This window comes from Streptomyces sp. NPDC001393 (genome assembly GCF_053597455.1).
The window spans coordinates 188,992-208,179 of the sequence record NZ_JBSFIH010000005.1; the positions used below are offsets into that span (position 1 = coordinate 188,992).

At 71.5% G+C, this 19,188-nt stretch carries 17 protein-coding genes and 3 tRNA genes; 11 read left to right on the plus strand and 9 right to left on the minus strand.

What is annotated here, in order from left to right:
- Nucleotides 1–53: 53 nt before the first annotated feature.
- The 4 genes from purD to ACWC2T_RS09165 all read left to right on the plus strand — a co-directional run bounded on the left by purD (nt 54) and on the right by ACWC2T_RS09165 (nt 6,223).
- Nucleotides 54–1,316: a phosphoribosylamine--glycine ligase gene (purD, locus tag ACWC2T_RS09150; protein ID WP_450669751.1), complete on the plus strand. Its 1,263-nt coding sequence runs from the start codon at nt 54–56 to the stop codon at nt 1,314–1,316.
- Between the two features lie 265 nt (nt 1,317–1,581).
- Nucleotides 1,582–3,501 carry a hypothetical protein gene (locus tag ACWC2T_RS09155; RefSeq protein ID WP_450669752.1) on the plus strand — a complete coding sequence of 640 codons (1,920 nt, stop codon included), beginning with the start codon at nt 1,582–1,584 and terminating at the stop codon, nt 3,499–3,501.
- Between the two features lie 252 nt (nt 3,502–3,753).
- The gene (locus ACWC2T_RS09160) at nt 3,754–5,235 is read left to right on the plus strand and encodes a N,N-dimethylformamidase beta subunit family domain-containing protein (protein WP_450669753.1); all 1,482 of its coding nucleotides are present in this window, start codon (nt 3,754–3,756) and stop codon (nt 5,233–5,235) included.
- Between the two features lie 88 nt (nt 5,236–5,323).
- The gene (locus tag ACWC2T_RS09165; RefSeq protein WP_450669754.1) at nt 5,324–6,223 is read left to right on the plus strand and encodes a phosphoribosylaminoimidazolesuccinocarboxamide synthase; all 900 of its coding nucleotides are present in this window, start codon (nt 5,324–5,326) and stop codon (nt 6,221–6,223) included.
- A 113-nt stretch (nt 6,224–6,336) separates the two neighbouring features.
- Here ACWC2T_RS09165 and ACWC2T_RS09170 read toward each other — a convergent pair.
- From ACWC2T_RS09170 to ACWC2T_RS09205, 8 genes are all read right to left on the minus strand, one after another.
- Nucleotides 6,337–6,409, minus strand: a tRNA-Gly gene (locus ACWC2T_RS09170).
- Nucleotides 6,410–6,432: 23 nt separating this feature from the next.
- Nucleotides 6,433–7,047, minus strand: coding sequence for a response regulator (locus ACWC2T_RS09175; protein ID WP_450669755.1), 615 nt, complete (start codon nt 7,045–7,047; stop codon nt 6,433–6,435).
- Nucleotides 7,044–8,291, minus strand: coding sequence for a sensor histidine kinase (locus ACWC2T_RS09180; RefSeq protein WP_450669756.1), 1,248 nt, complete (start codon nt 8,289–8,291; stop codon nt 7,044–7,046). The genes ACWC2T_RS09175 and ACWC2T_RS09180 overlap by 4 nt, the downstream gene beginning before the upstream one ends.
- An 18-nt stretch (nt 8,292–8,309) precedes the next feature.
- Nucleotides 8,310–9,233 (minus strand): ABC transporter permease, encoded by a 924-nt coding sequence (locus ACWC2T_RS09185; RefSeq protein ID WP_450669757.1) that lies wholly within the window; start codon nt 9,231–9,233, stop codon nt 8,310–8,312.
- Nucleotides 9,230–10,177 carry an ABC transporter ATP-binding protein gene (locus tag ACWC2T_RS09190; protein ID WP_450669758.1) on the minus strand — a complete coding sequence of 316 codons (948 nt, stop codon included), beginning with the start codon at nt 10,175–10,177 and terminating at the stop codon, nt 9,230–9,232. The genes ACWC2T_RS09185 and ACWC2T_RS09190 overlap by 4 nt, the downstream gene beginning before the upstream one ends.
- Before the next feature lie 127 nt (nt 10,178–10,304).
- Nucleotides 10,305–10,377: transfer RNA gene (locus tag ACWC2T_RS09195), tRNA-Gly, on the minus strand.
- 82 nt (nt 10,378–10,459) lie between these two features.
- A tRNA-Gly gene (locus ACWC2T_RS09200) sits at nt 10,460–10,531 on the minus strand.
- Between the two features lie 216 nt (nt 10,532–10,747).
- Entirely contained in the window at nt 10,748–11,065 is a 318-nt protein-coding gene (locus ACWC2T_RS09205; protein WP_061921893.1) for a histone-like nucleoid-structuring protein Lsr2, read from the minus strand.
- A 322-nt stretch (nt 11,066–11,387) separates the two neighbouring features.
- On the opposite strand from ACWC2T_RS09205, the gene purS reads away from it, so the two are divergent.
- Genes purS through purL form a run of 3 tightly spaced genes read left to right on the plus strand, consistent with a single transcriptional unit; the run spans nt 11,388 to nt 14,583 of the window.
- Complete coding sequence (gene purS / locus ACWC2T_RS09210; RefSeq protein WP_279551917.1) at nt 11,388–11,651, plus strand: phosphoribosylformylglycinamidine synthase subunit PurS; 264 nt, start codon at nt 11,388–11,390, stop codon at nt 11,649–11,651.
- Nucleotides 11,648–12,328 (plus strand): phosphoribosylformylglycinamidine synthase subunit PurQ, encoded by a 681-nt coding sequence (purQ, locus tag ACWC2T_RS09215; protein WP_356301111.1) that lies wholly within the window; start codon nt 11,648–11,650, stop codon nt 12,326–12,328. The genes purS and purQ overlap by 4 nt, the downstream gene beginning before the upstream one ends.
- The gene (gene purL, locus ACWC2T_RS09220) at nt 12,325–14,583 is read left to right on the plus strand and encodes a phosphoribosylformylglycinamidine synthase subunit PurL (RefSeq protein WP_450669759.1); all 2,259 of its coding nucleotides are present in this window, start codon (nt 12,325–12,327) and stop codon (nt 14,581–14,583) included. The genes purQ and purL overlap by 4 nt, the downstream gene beginning before the upstream one ends.
- Before the next feature lie 60 nt (nt 14,584–14,643).
- Here the strand turns inward: purL and ACWC2T_RS09225 are convergent, their stop codons facing one another.
- Nucleotides 14,644–14,808 carry a hypothetical protein gene (locus ACWC2T_RS09225; RefSeq protein WP_450669760.1) on the minus strand — a complete coding sequence of 55 codons (165 nt, stop codon included), beginning with the start codon at nt 14,806–14,808 and terminating at the stop codon, nt 14,644–14,646.
- Between the two features lie 204 nt (nt 14,809–15,012).
- Between ACWC2T_RS09225 and ACWC2T_RS09230 the strand changes: the two genes are divergently transcribed.
- The 4 genes from ACWC2T_RS09230 (at nt 15,013) to purM (ending at nt 19,176) form a co-directional block, all read left to right on the plus strand.
- Entirely contained in the window at nt 15,013–15,810 is a 798-nt protein-coding gene (locus ACWC2T_RS09230; RefSeq protein WP_450669761.1) for a sterol carrier family protein, read from the plus strand.
- Between the two features lie 53 nt (nt 15,811–15,863).
- Complete coding sequence (locus ACWC2T_RS09235) at nt 15,864–16,334, plus strand: META domain-containing protein (RefSeq protein WP_450669762.1); 471 nt, start codon at nt 15,864–15,866, stop codon at nt 16,332–16,334.
- A gap of 201 nt (nt 16,335–16,535) precedes the next feature.
- The gene (gene purF, locus ACWC2T_RS09240) at nt 16,536–18,065 is read left to right on the plus strand and encodes an amidophosphoribosyltransferase (protein WP_450669763.1); all 1,530 of its coding nucleotides are present in this window, start codon (nt 16,536–16,538) and stop codon (nt 18,063–18,065) included.
- Nucleotides 18,066–18,108: 43 nt separating this feature from the next.
- A complete protein-coding gene (gene purM, locus ACWC2T_RS09245) occupies nt 18,109–19,176 on the plus strand; it encodes a phosphoribosylformylglycinamidine cyclo-ligase (RefSeq protein WP_450669764.1) in 1,068 nt (355 codons plus the stop codon).
- Nucleotides 19,177–19,188: the final 12 nt, after the last annotated feature.

Genomic DNA, 19,188 nt, shown 5'->3' on the forward strand with positions numbered 1-19,188 from the left:
CCCAACAAACCCGCCCCCCGGTCTTCGGCAACCTTGCCATTAGGCTGACCCCCGTGAAGGTCCTCGTCATCGGCAGCGGCGCCCGCGAACACGCCCTGTGCCGCTCCCTGTCCCTCGACCCCGACGTCACCGCGCTGCACTGCGCCCCCGGCAACGCCGGCATCGCCGAGGCCGCCGAGCTGCACCCGGTCGACGCGCTCGACGGCAAGGCGGTCGCCGAGCTGGCCGTCGGCCTCGGTGCCGACCTGGTCGTCGTCGGCCCGGAGGCCCCGCTGGTCGCCGGTGTGGCCGACGCCGTCCGCGCGGCGGGCATCCCGGTGTTCGGCCCGTCCAAGGAGGCCGCGCAGCTGGAGGGCTCCAAGGCCTTCGCCAAGGACGTCATGGCGGCGGCCGGGGTGCCGACCGCCCGCTCCTACGTGTGCACGACGGCCGAGGAGGTCGCCGAGGCCCTGGACGCCTTCGGCGCCCCCTACGTCGTCAAGGACGACGGCCTCGCCGCCGGCAAGGGCGTCGTCGTCACCGGCGACCTGGAGACCGCCAAGGCCCACGCCGCCGCGTGCGACCGCGTGGTCATCGAGGAGTTCCTCGACGGCCCCGAGGTGTCCCTCTTCGCGATCACCGACGGAGAGACCGTCGTACCGCTCCAGCCCGCCCAGGACTTCAAGCGCGCCCTGGACGGCGACGAGGGCCCGAACACCGGCGGCATGGGTGCGTACTCGCCGCTGCCGTGGGCCGAGCCGAAGCTGGTCGACGAGGTACTGCAGACGGTTCTCCAGCCGACCGTGGACGAGCTGCGCCGTCGCGGCACCCCCTTCTCCGGTCTGCTCTACGCCGGCCTGGCGATCACCAGCCGCGGCGTCCGGGTGATCGAGTTCAACGCCCGCTTCGGCGACCCCGAGACCCAGGTCGTGCTGGCCCGGCTGAAGACCCCGCTGGCCGGCCTCCTGATGGCCGCCGCCACCGGCAACCTCGCCGATCTGCCGCCCGCGCGCTGGAGCGAGGACGCGGCCGTCACGGTCGTCGTCGCCTCGCACAACTACCCCGCCACCCCCCGCACCGGCGACCCGATCACCGGTCTGGACGAGGTGGCCGCCGAGGACGCCCCGCACGCGTACGTGCTGCACGCCGGGACCAGGCGGGAGGGCGACGCCGTCGTCAGCGCCGGCGGCCGCGTGCTGTCCGTCACCGCCACCGGAAAGGACCTGACCGAGGCGCGCGAGCGGGCGTACCGGGCGGTGGGCCGGATCCGCCTGGACGGCTCCCAGCACCGCACCGACATCGCAGCGAAGGCGGCGGCCGAGGCGGCGCACGCCTGACCCGCCCACCTGCTGGCACAGGCCTCGGATCCCCTGATCCGGGGCCTGATCTTTGCTGTCTGTCACCCACCTCTGACCAAAGCCATTCCATCGAGTGAGCAATCGGCCATACGGCTGACGGGGGCCGGGGCCCCAACTAGGGTGCCGCGCAAGCGTTCCGGCACTTGGCCCACCGGCATTGCGATGTCAGTGGCGGGTGCCACAGTGGGGGAGTGAGCACCACCAGGACAGCACGGCATCGGCAGCGAGGGGGTGAGGGCGGGACGTGACCGGAATCGGTGCGGAGATGGGCGCGCAGGCCGCGCGCTCCCGGGCCCTGGCCGTACTGCGGGTCCGGGGCCGGGCGCTGGCCGTGGCCCTGCTCCCCGCGGCCGCCGAGGTGATCCTGCTGACCGGCGGCTCCACCGGCCACTTCGTCGGCCGGGGCTGGGACGTGACCCGCTGGGTCGTGGGCGTGCTCGCCGTGCTGGTGCTGCTGGCCGCCGCCGGCATCGCCCTGGTCGTGGCCCGGGCCCGCCCCGCCGTCAGCCCGACGGTGCCGGTCCCGGAGGAGTCCGCCCCGGACCTGTACCGGATGGTGCGCGACCTCGCCGACCGGCTGGACGTGCCGGCTCCCTCGGCCATAGCGCTCACCCCGGACTGCGACAGCTGGCTGGAGGACCGTACGCACTCGGCGCACGGCCCGCCCCCGCGCCCCGCCCCCGGAGAGGACGAGCTGGCGGGCCCGGGCCGCCGCCGCGCGCCCGCCGCGCCGGTGCTCGTCATCGGCTCCCCGTTCCTGTGGTGGATGCGGGTCGGCGAGCTGCGCGCGGTCCTCGCCCCGGTCATCGCCGGTACGGGCCCTTCGGCGCACCCGGACATAGCGGCCGCCCGGCGCTTTGTGCGCGGCCTGGACGCGGCGGTCGCGGTCGCCTCGACACCGGGCCGCTGCCCGCTCACCCGTGGCGTGTGCGCCGCCCTCGGCTGGGTGGCCCGGCTGCTGCTGCGCGGCTGCCGGGAGCACGCGACGCAGATGGAGCGCGGGGTCGCGGCTGCGGCGGCCGAGCGGGCGCAGGCCGTCGACTACGGCCTGCGGATCGTCGCCCAGGAGCAGGTGGGCCTCGCCTACGCGGGCTGGGACCGGCTGCTGACCAGGGTCGCGCTGCCCGCCTGGCGCATGGGCCGCTGGCCCTCGCGGCTGGACGCGGGCGTGGTGGCGGCGCTCACCGAGCTGTCCCGACGGGACCGCCTGGCCGAGGGCTTCACCTCCCGGCTCGGCGAGCGGCCCGCATGCGACCTGCTGGAGGAGCCGGGCGCCGTGGACGAGGCCGCGTCCCTCCTCGCCGCCCGCCTCTTCCACGGCGGCCCCGCGGAGTCCGGCCCGGACTGGGCGCCGGTGGACTGGCAGGCGTATCCGGAGGAGGTCGTGGACCGCACCTGGCGCGCCTCAGCCGCCCGCCTGCACAGAGTCCTGGACTCCCTGGGCGTCCGCCCCTCCCTCGACCCCACGACCCCCGACCCCGGCGGCCCCACCCTGGCCCGCGTCCTGGACCACCTCACCGAGCCAGGCACCCGAGCAGCGATACCGAGATCCCCCGCCTCCGCCCCAGCGTCCGACCCGCAGGCCGCCGACGGCGAGAACGCCCCACAGGGGCCACCCGCACCCGACGACGAAAGGGTCACGGGTGGTGCGGGTGGGAACGAAATCCCTGCCGAAGGCGAGGCCGAGGCGGACGCTTCCCGCGCCGAAGCGCCGCAGGCGACCCGCGAGGCCGAGGCGGAACCGGCCGACGACCCAGCCGGCACCGAGCGCAGCGCCACCCTCGCCGCCGGCCTGACCGCCGCCCTCGCCCGTGAGGAGGCCGACGCCCCGAGAACCGGCGCGACCGCCACCGGCGGCACCCCCGACCACGCGCTGTGGGACGACGGCGGCCTGCCCCTCTTCCCGCTGCAACCCCCACGCACCGCCCGCGACCTGCTCACCGATCACGTCACGGCGATGGTGTGCTGCGCGGCCGTCGACACCGCCGGCGCGGTCCCCGCCCTGGACTGGCTGGACGGCCCCTCCCTGCTCCTCGGCGGCGAGCGGGCCACCGACCTCGCGCCCAAGGTCCTCAGCCTGATCGAGGAGGGAGACCCGGGCCCCTTGCGCGACTGGCTGGCCGCGTCCGGAATACGGCCCGAGAAGCCCGTACGGCTCGTCTGAGGACCACCGGGAACGGGAGCTCTGTCTTCCACTTCAGGTCAATTCGCAACGACTAGTGACCGAGCCCGTGCGTTATGTGATGTGCTGGGAGCGACCACGCACCTGGCAAGGGCGTGCGACATACGACAGCACGGCCGAGGACGCCGAGGACCGCGCGCACCACGGAGCACGGCGAGCACGACCGAGTACCACCGAGCACGGCGAGCACCACCGAGTCAGGACCACACGGGGGCATGAGGGAGGGGAGCGACCATGGCCTCGGACCACATCCGCCGCTGGGAGTCCGGAGCGCTCGCGCACGCCGTCACGGACCCCTTCGGCCAGGGCCCGGTGCCCTGGCTGCGCGGCAGTGAGACCTACTTCGACGACACCGGTCATGTCGTGCCCTGGTACGTCGACCCGAGCCCGCAGCCGCTCAAGGGCGTCGGTTCCGCCCCGCGCGTGCCCGGACCCCGCTCGGCCGACGACGTGCACCGCCAGATCAAGGGCTTCACCGCGACCGGCGCGGTCAGGCCCGGCGAGGCGATCGACTTCCACATCACGGTCGACCCGCCCCAGGAGTTCAGCGTCGACATCTACCGGATCGGCCACTACGGCGGCGACGGCGCCGCGAAGATCACCACCAGCCCGCGCCTGTCCGGCATCGTCCAGCCCCCGCCGCTGGCCGCCGACCGCACCGTCTCCTGTCACCACTGGTGGCTCTCCTGGCGCCTCCAGGTGCCCGCCCAGTGGCCCATCGGCGCCTATGTGGCCGTCCTCACCACCGCCGACGGCCACCGCTCCCACGTGCCCTTCACGGTCCGCGACGACCACCCCGCCGACCTGCTCCTGCTGCTGCCGGACATCACCTGGCAGGCGTACAACCTCTACCCGGAGGACGGCCGCACCGGCGCCAGCCTCTACCACGCGTGGGACGACAAGGGCCGGCTGCTCGGCGAGGCCGACGCGGCGACCACGGTCTCCTTCGACCGGCCGTACGCCGGGGCGGGCCTGCCCCTGCACGTCGGTCACGCCTACGACTTCATCCGCTGGGCCGAGCGCTACGGCTACGACCTCGCCTACGCCGACGCCCGCGATCTGCACGCCGGCCGCGTCGACCCCGGGCGCTACCGGGGCCTGGTCTTCCCCGGGCACGACGAGTACTGGTCGGTGCCGATGCGCCGGGCCGTGGAGGACGCCCGCGACCGGGGCACCTCGCTGGTCTTCCTCTCCGCCAACACCATGTACTGGCAGGTGGAGCTGGGCCCGTCCCCGTCCGGCGTGCCGGACCGGCTGCTGACCTGCCGCAAACGCAAGGGGCCGGGGAAGCCGGTGCTGTGGCGGGAGATCGACCGGCCCGAGCAGCAGCTGGTCGGCATCCAGTACGCGGGCCGGGTGCCCGAGCCGCACCCGCTGGTCGTCCGCAACGCCGGGCACTGGCTGTGGGAGGCGACCGGCGCGCGCGAGGGCGACGAGATCGAGGGCCTGGTCGCCGGCGAGGCCGACCGGTACTTCCCGCGCACCCCGCTGCCCGCGCACGAGGAGCGCATCCTGCTCGCCCACTCCCCGTACACCGACAACGACGGCGTCCTGCGCCACCAGGAGACGTCTCTGTACCGCGCCCCCTCCGGCGCCTGGGTCTTCGCCTCCGGCACCTTCGCCTGGTCCCCGGCCCTGGACCGCCCCGGCCATGTGGACCCCCGCATCCAGCGCGCCACGGCGAACCTCCTGGACCGCATCTGCAAACGGCTCTGATCACCAGGAGCGACACGACCCCCTGGCCGAAACCCATCACCCCCATAAGGGAGAATCGAGGCATTGGACAGAACCACGGGGAGGAACCGTGTCCGGATTCGTAGAAAAGCCCGAGCCGATCCAGGTTCCGGGCCTGGTGCACCTGCACACCGGCAAGGTGCGCGAGCTGTACCAGAACGAGGCGGGCGACCTCGTGATGGTCGCCAGTGACCGCATGTCCGCCTACGACTGGGTGCTGCCCACCGAGATCCCCGACAAGGGCCGCGTCCTCACCCAGCTCTCCCTGTGGTGGTTCGACCAGCTGCGCGACCTGGCCCCCCACCATGTGATCAGCACCGAGCTGCCCGAGGGCGCCCCCGCCGACTGGGCGGGCCGCACCCTGGTCTGCAAGTCCCTGAAGATGGTCCCGGTCGAGTGCGTGGCCCGCGGCTACCTCACCGGCTCGGGCCTGCTCGAGTACGACGACTCCCGTACGGTCTGCGGCCTCGCCCTCCCCGAAGGCCTCGTCGACGGCTCGGAACTCCCCGCCCCGATCTTCACCCCGGCCACCAAGGCCGAGGTCGGCGAGCACGACGAGAACGTCTCCTACGAGGAGGTCGCCCGCCAGGTCGGTGCCGACACCGCCGCCCAGCTGCGCCAGGCCACCCTCGCCGTGTACTCCAGGGCCCGGGACATCGCCCGTGACCGGGGGATCATCCTGGCGGACACCAAGTTCGAGTTCGGCTTCGACGGCGACACGCTGGTCCTCGCCGACGAGGTCCTCACCCCCGACTCCTCCCGCTTCTGGCCGGCCGACCAGTGGCAGCCGGGCCGCGCCCAGCCGTCGTACGACAAGCAGTTCGTGCGGGACTGGCTGACCTCCGCCGAGTCCGGCTGGGACCGCAAGAGCGAGCAGCCCCCGCCGCCGCTGCCCCAGAAGGTGGTGGAGGCGACCCGGCAGAAGTACGTGGAGGCGTACGAGCGACTGACGGGCCTGCGCTGGGAGTAGGCACGAAGCAGCCCCGGCCCACCGGGCCGGGGTACGCCGGGTGCCAGGGGTACGCCGGGGGCGCCAAGGGGTACGAAAAGACCCCGGTCCAGTGGACCGGGGTCTTTCTCCCGAGCGGACGACGAGGCTCGAACTCGCGACCTCAACCTTGGCAAGGTTGCGCTCTACCAACTGAGCTACGTCCGCGTTGCGCCGTGGCGCGAGAGCAACTATACCCAACCTCGCCCGCGTGCGAGACGCACTGCCGCATGACGGTTTTCGGCACCGAGCTTCGTGACGGCCGAGGAGAGGTAGTTGCGCACGGTCCCCGGGGACAGCCCGGCCCGCTCGGCGATCTCCGCGACCGGCGCGCCGTCGGCGGCCAGCTCCAGCACCTCGGCCTCCCGCGCGGTCAGCGGGGAGTCCCCGGCGGCGATCGCGTCGGCGGCCAACTCCGGGTCCACATAACGGTTTCCGGCGTGCACGGTCCGAATGATCTCGGCGAGCCGCTGGGCGCTGACCGTCTTCGGGACGAACCCGCGCACACCGGCCGCGAGCGCCCGTTTCAGGTGGCCGGGCCGCCCGTGCCCGGTGACGATCAGTACCCGGCAGCCGGGTAGTTCGGTGCGCAGGGATGTGGCGACCTTCACACCGTCGGCGCCCGGCATCTGGAGATCCAGCACGGCGACATCGGGCGCGTGGGCCCGTGCCATCGCCAGCGCCTCGGGTCCGCTGGCCGCCTCCGCGACGACGAGGAGATCGTCCTCCAGCGACAGCAGCGCGGCCAGAGCGCCCCGGATCAGATGCTCGTCGTCCGCGAGCAACAGCCGTACCGGTGTGCTCATGACGTGACTTCACTCACTTCCTTGTTCAGCGGCACCTCTGCCACCACCCGGAACCGGCCCCCGTCGACCGCGCCGGCCTCCAGGGTGCCGCCGACGACCGCGAGCCGTTCCCGCAGCCCGGCGAGCCCGGAGCCCCCACCCCCGTCGGGGGTTCCGGCCAGCCCGTCGTTCTCCACCGTCAGCACCACGCACCCCTCCGACACCTCCAGGCACAGGGTGCAGCGTCCGGCGTCCCCGTGCCGGAGCACGTTGGTGGTCGCCTCGCGCACCACCCAGCCGAGCGCGGACTGGACGTCGCCGGGCAGCCCCGCCGGCTCCGCGCGGACCTCGCAGTCGATCCCGGCGGCCGTCAACACGCCCTGTGCGCCGGAGAGTTCAACCCCGAGGTCGGCCTTCCGGTAGCCGCGTACGACGGCTCGTACCTCCCGCTGGGAGTCCTGCGCGATGCGCTGCACCTCGATCATCTGTTCCACGGCCTCCGGCCGCCCCCGCCGGGCCAGTTGGACGGCCAGCTCGCTCTTGAGCGAGATCACCGACAGGTTCCGCCCCAGCACGTCGTGCAGATCCCGCCCGAACCGCAGCCGCTCCTCGGCGACGGCGAGCCGGGCCTCCGCCTCGCGGGCGCGCTCCGCCTCCCACAGGACGGCCAGCGTCCAGGCGCCGCACCGGCCGGCGAGCAGCGCGAAGATCGCCTGGAAGGCGGTGATCGCGGCGGTCGCCACCAGGCCGACGCCGTCGTGATCGGCGAGCCCGACGGCGGCCGTGAGCAGGACCGTGAACACCGCCGACCGGCGCAGGAACACCCCGACCGGGACTGTGAGTCCGTACAGCAGCCCGTACGGCAGCACGAAGCCGCCGATCGCGAACCGGACCGTCATCGCTTCGGCCGCGTCCAGTCCGGCGAGCGCCACGAGCAGGGCGCAGGCCAGCGCCAGCAGGACGGCCGGCGCGCGGTGCGTGCCGGCCGGCAGCTCGGTGCGGCCCAGGTAGTGGTCGAGCGCGGGCCTGGTGAGCCGGTTCGACAGCGCGCACTGCAGCACCGCCAGGAGGGCGAGCAGGGCGCCGAGGGCGAGCGCCGCGGGCCGGTGGGCGAGACCGCCGCCGATCAGCGGCAGCAGCACCCAGCAGCCCATGATGAACCAGACCGTGCAGTACCAGGTCACGACGCTGTACAGCTCGACCCGCTCGGCCTTGCTGCGCTCGCCCCAGTGCCGCTGCTGCCAGCGCCGTATGCGTCCCACCATCCGCGCGTCCCCCGTTCCTCAGCGCCGTGGTTCCCAGCGGAACCACCGTCGTACAGCAAACACCGCGAGGATCGTCCAGGCGAGCGCGGTCGCCAGGGCGCCGAGCGTGTCGTGCACGCTCAACTGCCCGGTCCAGCCGCCCCGTACGAGCCGGATCGCCGGGGACAGCGGCAGCAGTTCGCAGGCGGAGGCGAGCTGCCGGGGCATGACCTCGGTCGGGAACATGATCCCGGAACCGATCATCGACACGAACACCAGCGGCAGCGCGGTGACCTGGCCGCTCTCCACGGTCCGGGTGAAGGACGCGGTGAGCGCGGCGAGCCCGGCACTGACCAGGTAGCCGGCCACCAGCCCGGGCAGGATCAGATACGGCGCCCTGGGCGCGCCGGTGTGCAGCAGGACCGCGCACCCGGCGCACAGCACCAGTGCCTGGGCGAGGCCGATGCCGAGTACGGGCAGAGCGGTGCCGGTGAGGATCTCGGCGTCGGAGAGTTCACCGGTGCGCAGCCGTTTGAGGACGAGTTCCTCGCGACGGGCGACGTAGGTGTTGACCAGGGAGGTGTACACGGCGAACAGGAAGGAGAAGCCGATCGCGGCCGTCAGCAGGGTGGTGCCGAGGGTCAGCCCCTGCTTCTTCAGGTCCAGCTGGTCGATGGCCGGCCGAACACTGAACGGCAGCAGCAGCGGTACGGCCAGCGCGGTGAACACGACCCCCCGGTTACGCCCGAGCAGCGCGAGCTCCGCCCGCCCCAACGCCCTCAGCCGCCGCCCGACCACCACCCGGCCACTGTTTCCCCGGTCGCGCCCGCGCGTTTCCGTCTGGGCCTCGTGCGTGCCGCGCCCCCGTGTTCCCGTCTGGGCCTCGTGCGTGCCGCGCCCCCGCGTTCTCGTCTGGGCCTCGTGCGTGCCGCGCCCCCGCGCACCCGCTGTGAATCCGTTCATGCCGCCGCCTCCTGCTCCCGTGCGATTCCCAGAAACGCCTCCTCCAGCGAGGCCGAGCGCATGTCCAGGGCGCGCAGTTCGACCCCGGCGCGGTCGGCCCAGGTCAGTACGGCGGTCGCGGTCCGCTGGAGTTGGGTGGTGCGCAGCCGTACGACCCTGCCGTCGCTCTCGTGCCCGCAGACGCCGAGGTCGGCCAGCGGTGGCAGGTCCCCGAGGAAGTAGCCGTCGGGAAGCTCGAAGGAGAGGCGGGAGGGGCGGCCCGCGGTGACCTCGGCCGGGGTTCCGGCGGCGGCGATCCGGCCCGCGTGGAGGATGGCGAGCCGGTCGGCGAGCCCTTCGGCCTCCTCCAGGTAGTGCGTGGTGAGCAGCACGGTCGTGCCGGCGTCGCGCAGGGCCCGCACCAACTCCCAGGTGTCCCGGCGGCCTTCCGCGTCGAGCCCGGTCGTCGGCTCGTCGAGGAAGAGCACCTCGGGGTCGCCGAGCAGGGCGAGCGCCAGATCGAGCCGGCGCCGCTCCCCACCGGAGAGCTGCTTGACCCGGACGCCGGTCCGCCCGCTCAGCCCCACCAGGTCCAGCACCTCCGCCGTCCTGTGGCCCGGCCCGGCCCCGCTCGTGCACCCGGCCCACATCCGGGCGGTCTCGGCGACGGTCAGCTCGGCCGGGAAGCCGCCCTCCTGGAGCATCACGCCGGTGCGCGGCCGTACGGCGGCCCGCTCGCGGTAGGGGTCGTGGCCGAGGATCCGGATCCGGCCCCCGGCGGGCGCGGCGAGCCCTTCGAGCAGTTCGACCGTCGATGTCTTGCCCGCGCCATTGGTGCCGAGCAGGGCGAAGATCTCCCCGCGTGCCACGGAGAAGGTGATTCCGCGTACGGCCTCGAACCCGCCCCCGTAGACACGCCTGAGGTCGGTGACCTCAATCACGTGTTCGTGTTCGTCGTAGTGCATGAGGCCAGCGTCCCGGCGGCCGGGCCGGGTCGGCAGTGCGCGGTGTCATCGCTCGGCATGACAAATGTCAGAGCGGATCACGGGCAACGAAAAGACCCCGGTCCACTGGACCGGGGTCTTTCTCCCGAGCGGACGACGAGGCTCGAACTCGCGACCTCAACCTTGGCAAGGTTGCGCTCTACCAACTGAGCTACGTCCGCACTGCTCCCGACCGGCTCCCACCGATCGGTGCGAGCACCAGCCTACCTGATCCACAAGAGTGGTCGTGACAACCGGTGCCGGAGCGGGTGACAGGAATCGCACACTGCGCCTTCCCCCTGGAAGGGGGATGTTCTGCTACTGAACTACACCCGCACGCTCCTCGGGGTTTCGCCCTTTCGGCCTCGCCCCTCGGCGTGTCCCAGACATTAGCTGATCAACAGGGGGGTCGCGCAAGTCGGCTTCGCCCGGTGCCCGGTATGCCCAAGTGCACGGCCCTCAGGGTCCGCTGACGGACCCTGAGGGCTCGCCCCTTCGCGGGCTCCTGCGGGGCCGGGTCGCCCGGACGGGCTCCAGGGCTCCCGGCACGCCTCACTGCGCGGCGCTGAACGCCTCGTAGACCTTCTTGGGGATGCGTCCGCGGGCGGGGACGTCCATCTTGTTGGCCTGGGCCCAGGCGCGGACGGCCGCCGGGTCGGGGGCGACCTCCGTCTGCTTGTACGCCTTGCCGGACCGCGACCGCTTGCGGCCGGCCTCGACGTAGGGCGCGAGCGCCTTGCGCAGTTTCCTGGCGTTGGTTTCGTTCAGGTCGATCTCGTACGACTTGCCGTCGAGTCCGAAGGCGATCGTTTCCGCCGCTTCCGAGCCGTCGATGTCGTCAAAGAGCGTGACCACGACTTTTTGCGCCACGAATATCGGTCCCTTCGTGCGGCACGTCGATACAGCTCACCGGCGATGACGTGCCGAGTATCGGCTATTGCCAATTCATTTGTACAGTGCTCGGCAATGCAAAGTGAAGCCCGACTAAATCCGTCCGCGTGTCCGAAGACAATAGGCGAACGGGGCGGACTGTGGAACTTTCCCAGAACTTTTCACGGCGGTACGGCTTCGACACCCGATCGTGATGCGCCTCACGTAGTTTCCTACAACTCTACTCGCGTAGAAATTTTGTGCGGGTAGTCTGAAGACACACTGCAGGAACCTGCTCAGCACCACACCACCGGGAGTGCCAGTGGCACGCGTCGTAGTCGACGTCATGCTCAAGCCGGAGATCCTCGACCCCCAGGGCCAGGCGGTCCAGCGTGCGCTGCCGCGCCTGGGTTTCGAGGGGATCTCGGACGTCCGTCAGGGAAAGCGTTTCGAACTGGAAGTTGACGGGCCGGTCGACGAGGCCGCGCTCGCCCGCATCCACGAGCTTGCGGAATCCTTCCTCGCCAACACCGTGATCGAGGACTTCACCGTCAAGGTCGAAGAAGTGGCGGAGGCGGCCAAGTGACCGCTCGTATCGGCGTCGTCACTTTCCCGGGCAGCCTCGACGATCAGGATGCCCAGCGCGCGATCCGCCTCGCGGGCGCCGAACCGGTCGCCCTGTGGCACAAGGACAAGGACCTCAAGCAGGTCGACGCCGTGGTCCTGCCCGGCGGTTTCTCCTACGGCGACTATCTGCGCGCCGGTGCCATCTCCCGGTTCTCGCCGGTGATGGAGTCCGTGATCGAGCAGGCGAAGGCCGGCCTTCCGGTCCTCGGCATCTGCAACGGCTTCCAGATCCTCACCGAGGCCCACCTCCTCCCGGGCGGGATGCTCGGCAACGACCACCTCCACTTCATCTGCCGCGACCAGAAGCTGCGGGTGGAGAACGCGGAGACGGCCTGGACCAGCGACTACCGCGCCGGCCAGGAGATCCACATCCCGCTGAAGAACATGGACGGCCGGTACGTCGCCGACCGCTACACGCTGGACAAGCTGGAGGCCGAGGGCCGCGTGGCCTTCCGGTACCTCGACTTCAACCCGAACGGCTCGCTCAACGACATCGCCGGCATCACCAACGAGGCCGGCAATGTCGTAGGCCTCATGCCGCACCCCGAGCACGCCGTGGAGCCGCTGGTCGGTACGGGCCGTACCGACGGGCTCCCGTTCTTCACCTCGATCCTCAAGAAGCTGGTCAACGCATGAGCCGGACGCCTCTGGACACGGTCGAGCACGCGGCCGCGACCCCCGACGTCGAGCTGCCCTGGGCCGAACTCGGCCTGAAGAAGGACGAGTACGAGCGGGTGGTGGAGATCCTCGGCCGCCGCCCGACCGGCGCCGAGCTCGCCATGTACTCGGTCATGTGGTCCGAGCACTGCTCGTACAAGTCCTCCAAGGTCCACCTGCGCCAGTTCGGCGAGAAGGCGCCCCAGTCGGACGCCCTGCTCGTCGGCATCGGCGAGAACGCGGGCGTGGTGGACGTCGGCCAGGGTTACGCCGTGACCTTCAAGGTCGAGTCGCACAACCACCCCTCCTACGTCGAGCCCTACCAGGGCGCGGCCACGGGCGTCGGCGGCATCGTCCGCGACATCATCGCCATGGGCGCCCGCCCGGTCGCCGTGGTCGACCCCCTGCGCTTCGGCGCGGCGGACCACCCCGACACCAAGCGCGTCCTGCCGGGCGTGGTCGCGGGCATCGGCGGCTACGGCAACTGCCTGGGCCTGCCCAACATCGGCGGCGAGGTCGTCTTCGACTCCTGCTACCAGGGCAACCCGCTGGTCAACGCCGGTGCCATCGGTGTGATGCGGCACGAGGACATCCACCTCGCCAAGGCCTCCGGCGCGGGCAACAAGGTCATCCTGTACGGGGCTCGTACGGGTGGTGACGGCATCGGCGGTGCCTCGATCCTCGCCTCGGAGACCTTCGACGACGCCAAGCCGTCGAAGCGCCCGGCCGTCCAGGTCGGCGACCCCTTCCAGGAGAAGCTCCTCATCGAGTGCACCCTGGAGGCCTTCAAGGAGAAGCTGGTCGTCGGCATCCAGGACCTGGGCGCCGCCGGCCTCTCCTGCGCGACCAGCGAGCTGGCGTCGAACGGCTCCGGCGGCATGCGCGTGACCCTGGACGACGTCCCCCTGCGCGACTCGACCCTCTCTCCCGAGGAAATCCTCATGAGTGAGTCGCAGGAACGCATGTGCGCGGTCGTGGAGCCCGAGAAGGTCGAGCGGTTCCTGGAGATCTGCGAGAAGTGGGACGTCATCGCCACCGTCATCGGTGAGGTGACCGACGGCGACCGGCTGGAGATCTTCTGGCACGGCGAGAAGATCGTGGACGTCGACCCGCGCACGGTGGCCCACGAGGGCCCGACCTACGAGCGCCCGTACGCCCGCCCTGACTGGCAGGACGCCCTGCAGGCCGACGACGCGAACAAGCTCCCGCGCCCGGCGACCTCGCAGGAGCTGAAGGACCAGGTCCTGAAGCTGGTCGGCTCCCCCAACCAGGCCTCCAAGAGGTGGATCACCCAGCAGTACGACCACCTCGTGCAGGGCAACACCGTCCTCGCCCAGCCGGAGGACTCCGGCATGATCCGCGTGGACGAGGAGACCGGCCTCGGCGTCGCCATCGCGACGGACGGCAACGGCCGTTACGCCAAGCTCGACCCGTACACGGGCGCGCAGCTGGCCCTGGCGGAGGCGTACCGCAACGTCGCCACCACCGGTGCCAAGCCCCTCGCGGTCTCCGACTGCCTGAACTTCGGTTCGCCCGAGGACCCGGCCGTGATGTGGCAGTTCGCGGAGGCCGTGCGCGGCCTGGCGGACGCCTGTCAGCAGCTGGGCACCCCGGTGACCGGCGGCAATGTCTCGCTCTACAACCAGACGGGCGAGGCGGCGATCCACCCGACCCCGGTGGTCGCGGTCCTGGGCGTGATCGACGATGTCGCCCGCCGCACGCCGGTCGCCTTCCAGGAGGAGGGCCAGCTGATCTACCTCCTTGGCGACACCCGCGAGGAGTTCGGCGGCTCGGCCTGGTCCCAGGTGGTCCACGACCACCTCGGCGGCCTGCCCCCGAAGGTCGACCTGGAGCGTGAGCGCCTGCTGGCCGAGATCCTGATCTCCGCCTCCCGCGACGGGATGATCGACTCCGCGCACGACCTGTCCGACGGCGGCCTGATCCAGGCCGTGGTCGAGTCCGCGCTGCTCGGCGGCAAGGGCGCGCGGCTGGTCGTACCCGACGGCCTCGACGCCTTCACCTTCCTCCTCTCCGAGTCGGCCGGCCGCGCGATCGTCGCGGTGCCGCGCTCGGAGGAGGTCCGCTTCAACGACATGTGCGGTGCGCGGGGCCTGCCGGCGGTTCGCATCGGTGTCGTGGACGGTGACTCGGTGGAGATCCAGGGCGAGTTCGAGCTGTCCCTGGAGGAGCTGCGCAAGGCGCACGAGGAGACCATTCCGGCGCTGCTGGCGTAAGCGCATCCGCTGAGGGCCCCGTCCGGGATTCCGGGCGGGGCCCTCTGGGCTGGGGGCGGCTCAGCGGACGTAGTTCTTGAGGATCTCCGTGTCCAGTTCGATGTTCATCGGGTTGGGGACGGAGACCCTCTCACCGAAGTTCGCGGTGTGCATGTCGCGGTAGCCACCGATCTGCCGGTCCGCCCACTCCCCGTGGCCCGCGAAGTGGGCTTCGGGTGCGAGCACCGCGTCCGGTTCCGCCCTGCCCTCCCGATATGACCCCCTCGATCTGCTGTAGATGACGTACGGCCATGGGCCACCTGACCCGATCCACCTGAAGGGCGGCGGCGGTGGCGGTAAGGAACCGTACTCGGTGGGACCGAAGAGCGCGGCGCGGCCTGGTGGAAAACGGCCTGAAGGGTTACGCCGTGAAGGCATAGGCTCACCGCCATGCCACCGGCCAAGAAGCGCGCCCGCAGCTACGACCCCGCCAAGACCCGTGCCGCGGTCCTGGCCCAGTTCGGAAACGTCCGGGAGGCCGTGCGCGGCCTCAGCCAGGAGCAGCTCGCGCTGCCCACCCGGCTCGGCGAGTGGACCGTACGCGAGCTGGTCGTGCACATCGGCATGACGCTCACCGCGATCCACCGATCGCTCGCCCTGCCCGAGCCGCCGAAGGCGGACGCCGTGCTGCTCGACTGGCCCTTCGCCACCTCGGCCAACGCCGCCGCCATCGACGAGTTCACCCGGAACCTGTCCGCCGAGCACCCCGATCCCGGCGCCTACCTCACGGACATCGAGCGGTCCCTGCGCGCCCTGCTCGCGGAGCACTCCGGCGCCCGGATCCTGCAGACGAGCGCCGGTGCCATGCCCCTGGACGACTACCTGGTCACCCGCACCGCCGAACTCGTCGTCCACACCGACGACCTGAACGCGGCCGTACCGGGTCTGGACATCCCGTACGACCGCCAGGCCCTGGCCGCCGCCACCCGGCTGCTCGCCGACGCCCTCGCCGTGAAGGCGCCCGGCGGCTCCACCGAGGTGCGGGTGCCGCCGTACGCCGTGGTGCAGTGCGTCGAGGGGCCCCGGCACACCCGTGGCACCCCGCCCAACGTGGTGGAGACCGACCCGCTGACCTGGATCCGGCTCGCCACCGGCCGCTTGAGCTGGAAGGACGCCCTGGAGGAGGCCAAAGTGAGCGCGAGTGGGGAGCGGGCGGACATCGGGGAGCTGCTGCCGCTGATGTCGTAGCGGAACCTGACGTCGTAGCGGAACCGATGGGACCGGTCTGCCGTCGAATCGCCATGAACCGGTACAAGAAGCGCATGATCCTCGCGCCGGTGGCCGCCTCGCTCGCCGCGCTCATGGTGGCGTGCGGCAGCGGGCGGGCGGACAGTGGTGCGGTGACCGTCCAGCAACCGGGCCGGCAGCCCGTGACCGGCGTCGACTGGCGGGTCGACAGCCTCACCGTCGGCGGCACGACCCGGCACGCGCCCGCCTCCGCCCGCCTGCGCATCGACGCGGACGGCAAGGCGGCCGGCAACCTCGGCTGCAACCAGTTCAGCGCCCAGGTCACCGTGCACGGCGACCACCTCACCTTCGGCAACCTGCGCACGACCCGGATGGCCTGCGCCCCGGACCGGATGGACTTCGAGCGCGCGCTCGCCCGCGCGCTCACCACCGGCACGCTCGTCGCCAAGACGCAACACGCGAAACTGACGCTCACGGACGGCGACGGCGACCGCATCCTCCTCAGCCGCAACGCGCCCGGATGATGTGCGACACCTCACTCACGCCCCCCGCGAACCGGCCCGCGACCGACGCCCGCAGTGCCGCCGCCGACTCTCAGATCCTCGGGCGAACCTCATTGACCTGCGTAAACGCGGAAACCGACAAGGTGATCGGAAAGTCCTTGCGTGTTAACGGCACGTATCCCCAATTCGGACCAGTGGTCGACCTCGCCTACACTCGGTGGCGTGCCACGTGGTGACGGTCGACTCAATCACGATCTGCTTCCCGGCGAGAAGGGCCCCCAGGACGCTTGCGGCGTCTTCGGTGTCTGGGCTCCGGGTGAAGAGGTCGCAAAGCTCACGTACTTCGGGCTCTACGCCCTCCAGCACCGGGGTCAGGAATCCGCGGGAATCGCGGTCAGCAACGGCTCCCAGATCCTCGTCTTCAAGGACATGGGCCTGGTCTCCCAGGTCTTCGACGAGACCTCGCTCGGCTCGCTCCAGGGTCATATCGCGGTCGGACACGCCCGCTACTCGACCACCGGCGCCTCCGTGTGGGAGAACGCCCAGCCGACGTTCCGTGCCACCGCGCACGGCTCGATCGCGCTCGGCCACAACGGCAACCTGGTCAACACGGCGCAGCTCGCCGAGATGGTCGCCGAGCTGCCGAACGACAACAACAGCCGCTCCACCCGGGTCGCGGCCACCAACGACACCGACCTGCTGACGGCCCTGCTGGCCGCCCAGGTCGACGAGGACGGCAAGCCGCTGACCATCGAGGAGGCGGCCCACCAGGTCCTCCCGAAGGTGCGGGGCGCCTTCTCTCTCGTCTTCATGGACGAGGGCACCCTCTACGCCGCCCGTGACCCGCAGGGCATCCGCCCGCTGGTCCTCGGCCGGCTGGAGCGCGGCTGGGTGGTCGCCTCCGAGACCGCCGCCCTGGACATCTGCGGCGCGAGCTTCGTCCGCGAGATCGAGCCGGGCGAGTTCGTCGCCGTCGACGAGAACGGCCTGCGCTCCTCCCGATTCGCGGAAGCGAAGCCCAAGGGCTGTGTCTTCGAGTACGTGTACCTGGCCCGCCCGGACACCGACATCGCCGGCCGGAACGTGTACCTCTCCCGCGTGGAGATGGGCCGCCGGCTGGCCAAGGAAGCCCCCGTCGAGGCGGACCTGGTCATAGCGACCCCGGAGTCCGGCACCCCGGCCGCCATCGGCTACGCGGAGGCCTCCGGCATCCCCTTCGGCGCGGGTCTGGTGAAGAACGCGTACGTGGGCCGTACGTTCATCCAGCCCTCGCAGACCATCCGGCAGCTCGGCATCCGCCTGAAGCTGAATCCGCTGAAGGAAGTCATCAAGGGCAAGCGCCTGGTCGTCGTCGACGACTCGATCGTGCGCGGCAACACCCAGCGGGCCCTGGTCCGCATGCTCCGCGAGGCGGGCGCGGCCGAGGTCCACATCCGGATCTCCTCGCCGCCCGTGAAGTGGCCCTGCTTCTTCGGCATCGACTTCGCCACGCGCGCGGAGCTGATCGCCAACGGCATGACCATCGAGGAGATCGGCACCTCGCTCGGCGCCGACTCGCTCGCCTACATCTCCATCGGCGGCATGATCGAGGCGACCACCATCGCCAAGCCGAACCTGTGCCGTGCCTGCTTCGACGGCGAGTACCCGATGGAGCTGCCGGACCCCGAGCTGCTCGGCAAGCAGCTCCTGGAGACCGAGCTGGCCGCCGGCCCGGCCGCGACGGCCGCCGCCGACGCGATCCGCCGCCCGTAACACCCTGCACACCCCGCAGGACGACACGAAAGCTCTCACAGTCATGTCTGAGACAACTGGTGCCAGCTACGCAGCGGCGGGCGTCGACATCGAGGCGGGCGACCGCGCGGTCGAGCTGATGAAGGAGTGGGTGAAGAAGACGCAGCGCCCCGAGGTCCTCGGCGGCCTCGGCGGCTTCGCCGGCCTCTTCGACGCCTCCGCCCTCAAGCGCTACGAGCGTCCCCTGCTCGCCTCCGCCACGGACGGCGTCGGTACGAAGGTGGACGTCGCACGCCGCATGGGCGTCTACGACACCATCGGTCACGACCTGGTCGCCATGGTCATGGACGACATCGTGGTGTGCGGTGCCGAGCCGCTGTTCATGACCGACTACATCTGCGTCGGCAAGGTCCACCCCGAGCGCGTCGCGGCCATCGTGAAGGGCATCGCGGAGGGCTGTGTGCTCGCCGGATGCGCCCTGGTGGGCGGCGAGACGGCCGAACACCCGGGCCTGCTGGGCGCGGACGACTTCGACGTCGCCGGGGCCGGCACGGGCGTGGTGGAGGCCGACCGGCTGCTCGGCGCGGATCGCATCCGTACGGGTGACGCGGTGATCGCCATGGCGTCCTCCGGCCTTCACTCGAACGGGTACTCCCTGGTTCGCCACGTTCTGCTGAACACGGCCGGCCTGGCCCTGGAGTCGGAGGTCGCCGAGCTCGGCCGCACCCTCGGCGAGGAGCTGCTGGAGCCCACCAAGATCTACTCGCTGGACTGTCTGGCGCTGATGCGCACCACGGATGTGCACGCGTTCTCGCACATCACCGGCGGCGGACTCGCGGCCAACCTGGCCCGCGTGATCCCCGACGAGCTGCACGCGGTCGTCGACCGCTCCACCTGGACCCCGGGCGCGATCTTCGACCTGGTCGGGAAGACCGGGAACGTCGAGCGCCTGGAGCTGGAGAAGACCCTCAACATGGGCGTCGGCATGATGGCGATCGTCCCCGCGGAGTCCACCGAGGTGGCCCTCGCCACCCTGGCCGACCGCGGCGTCGACGCCTGGGTGGCCGGCGAGATCACCGACCGCGGCGACAAGGAGTCGGGCGCGGAGCTGGTGGGGGACTACGCCCGCTGAGCGGCGGCGGGT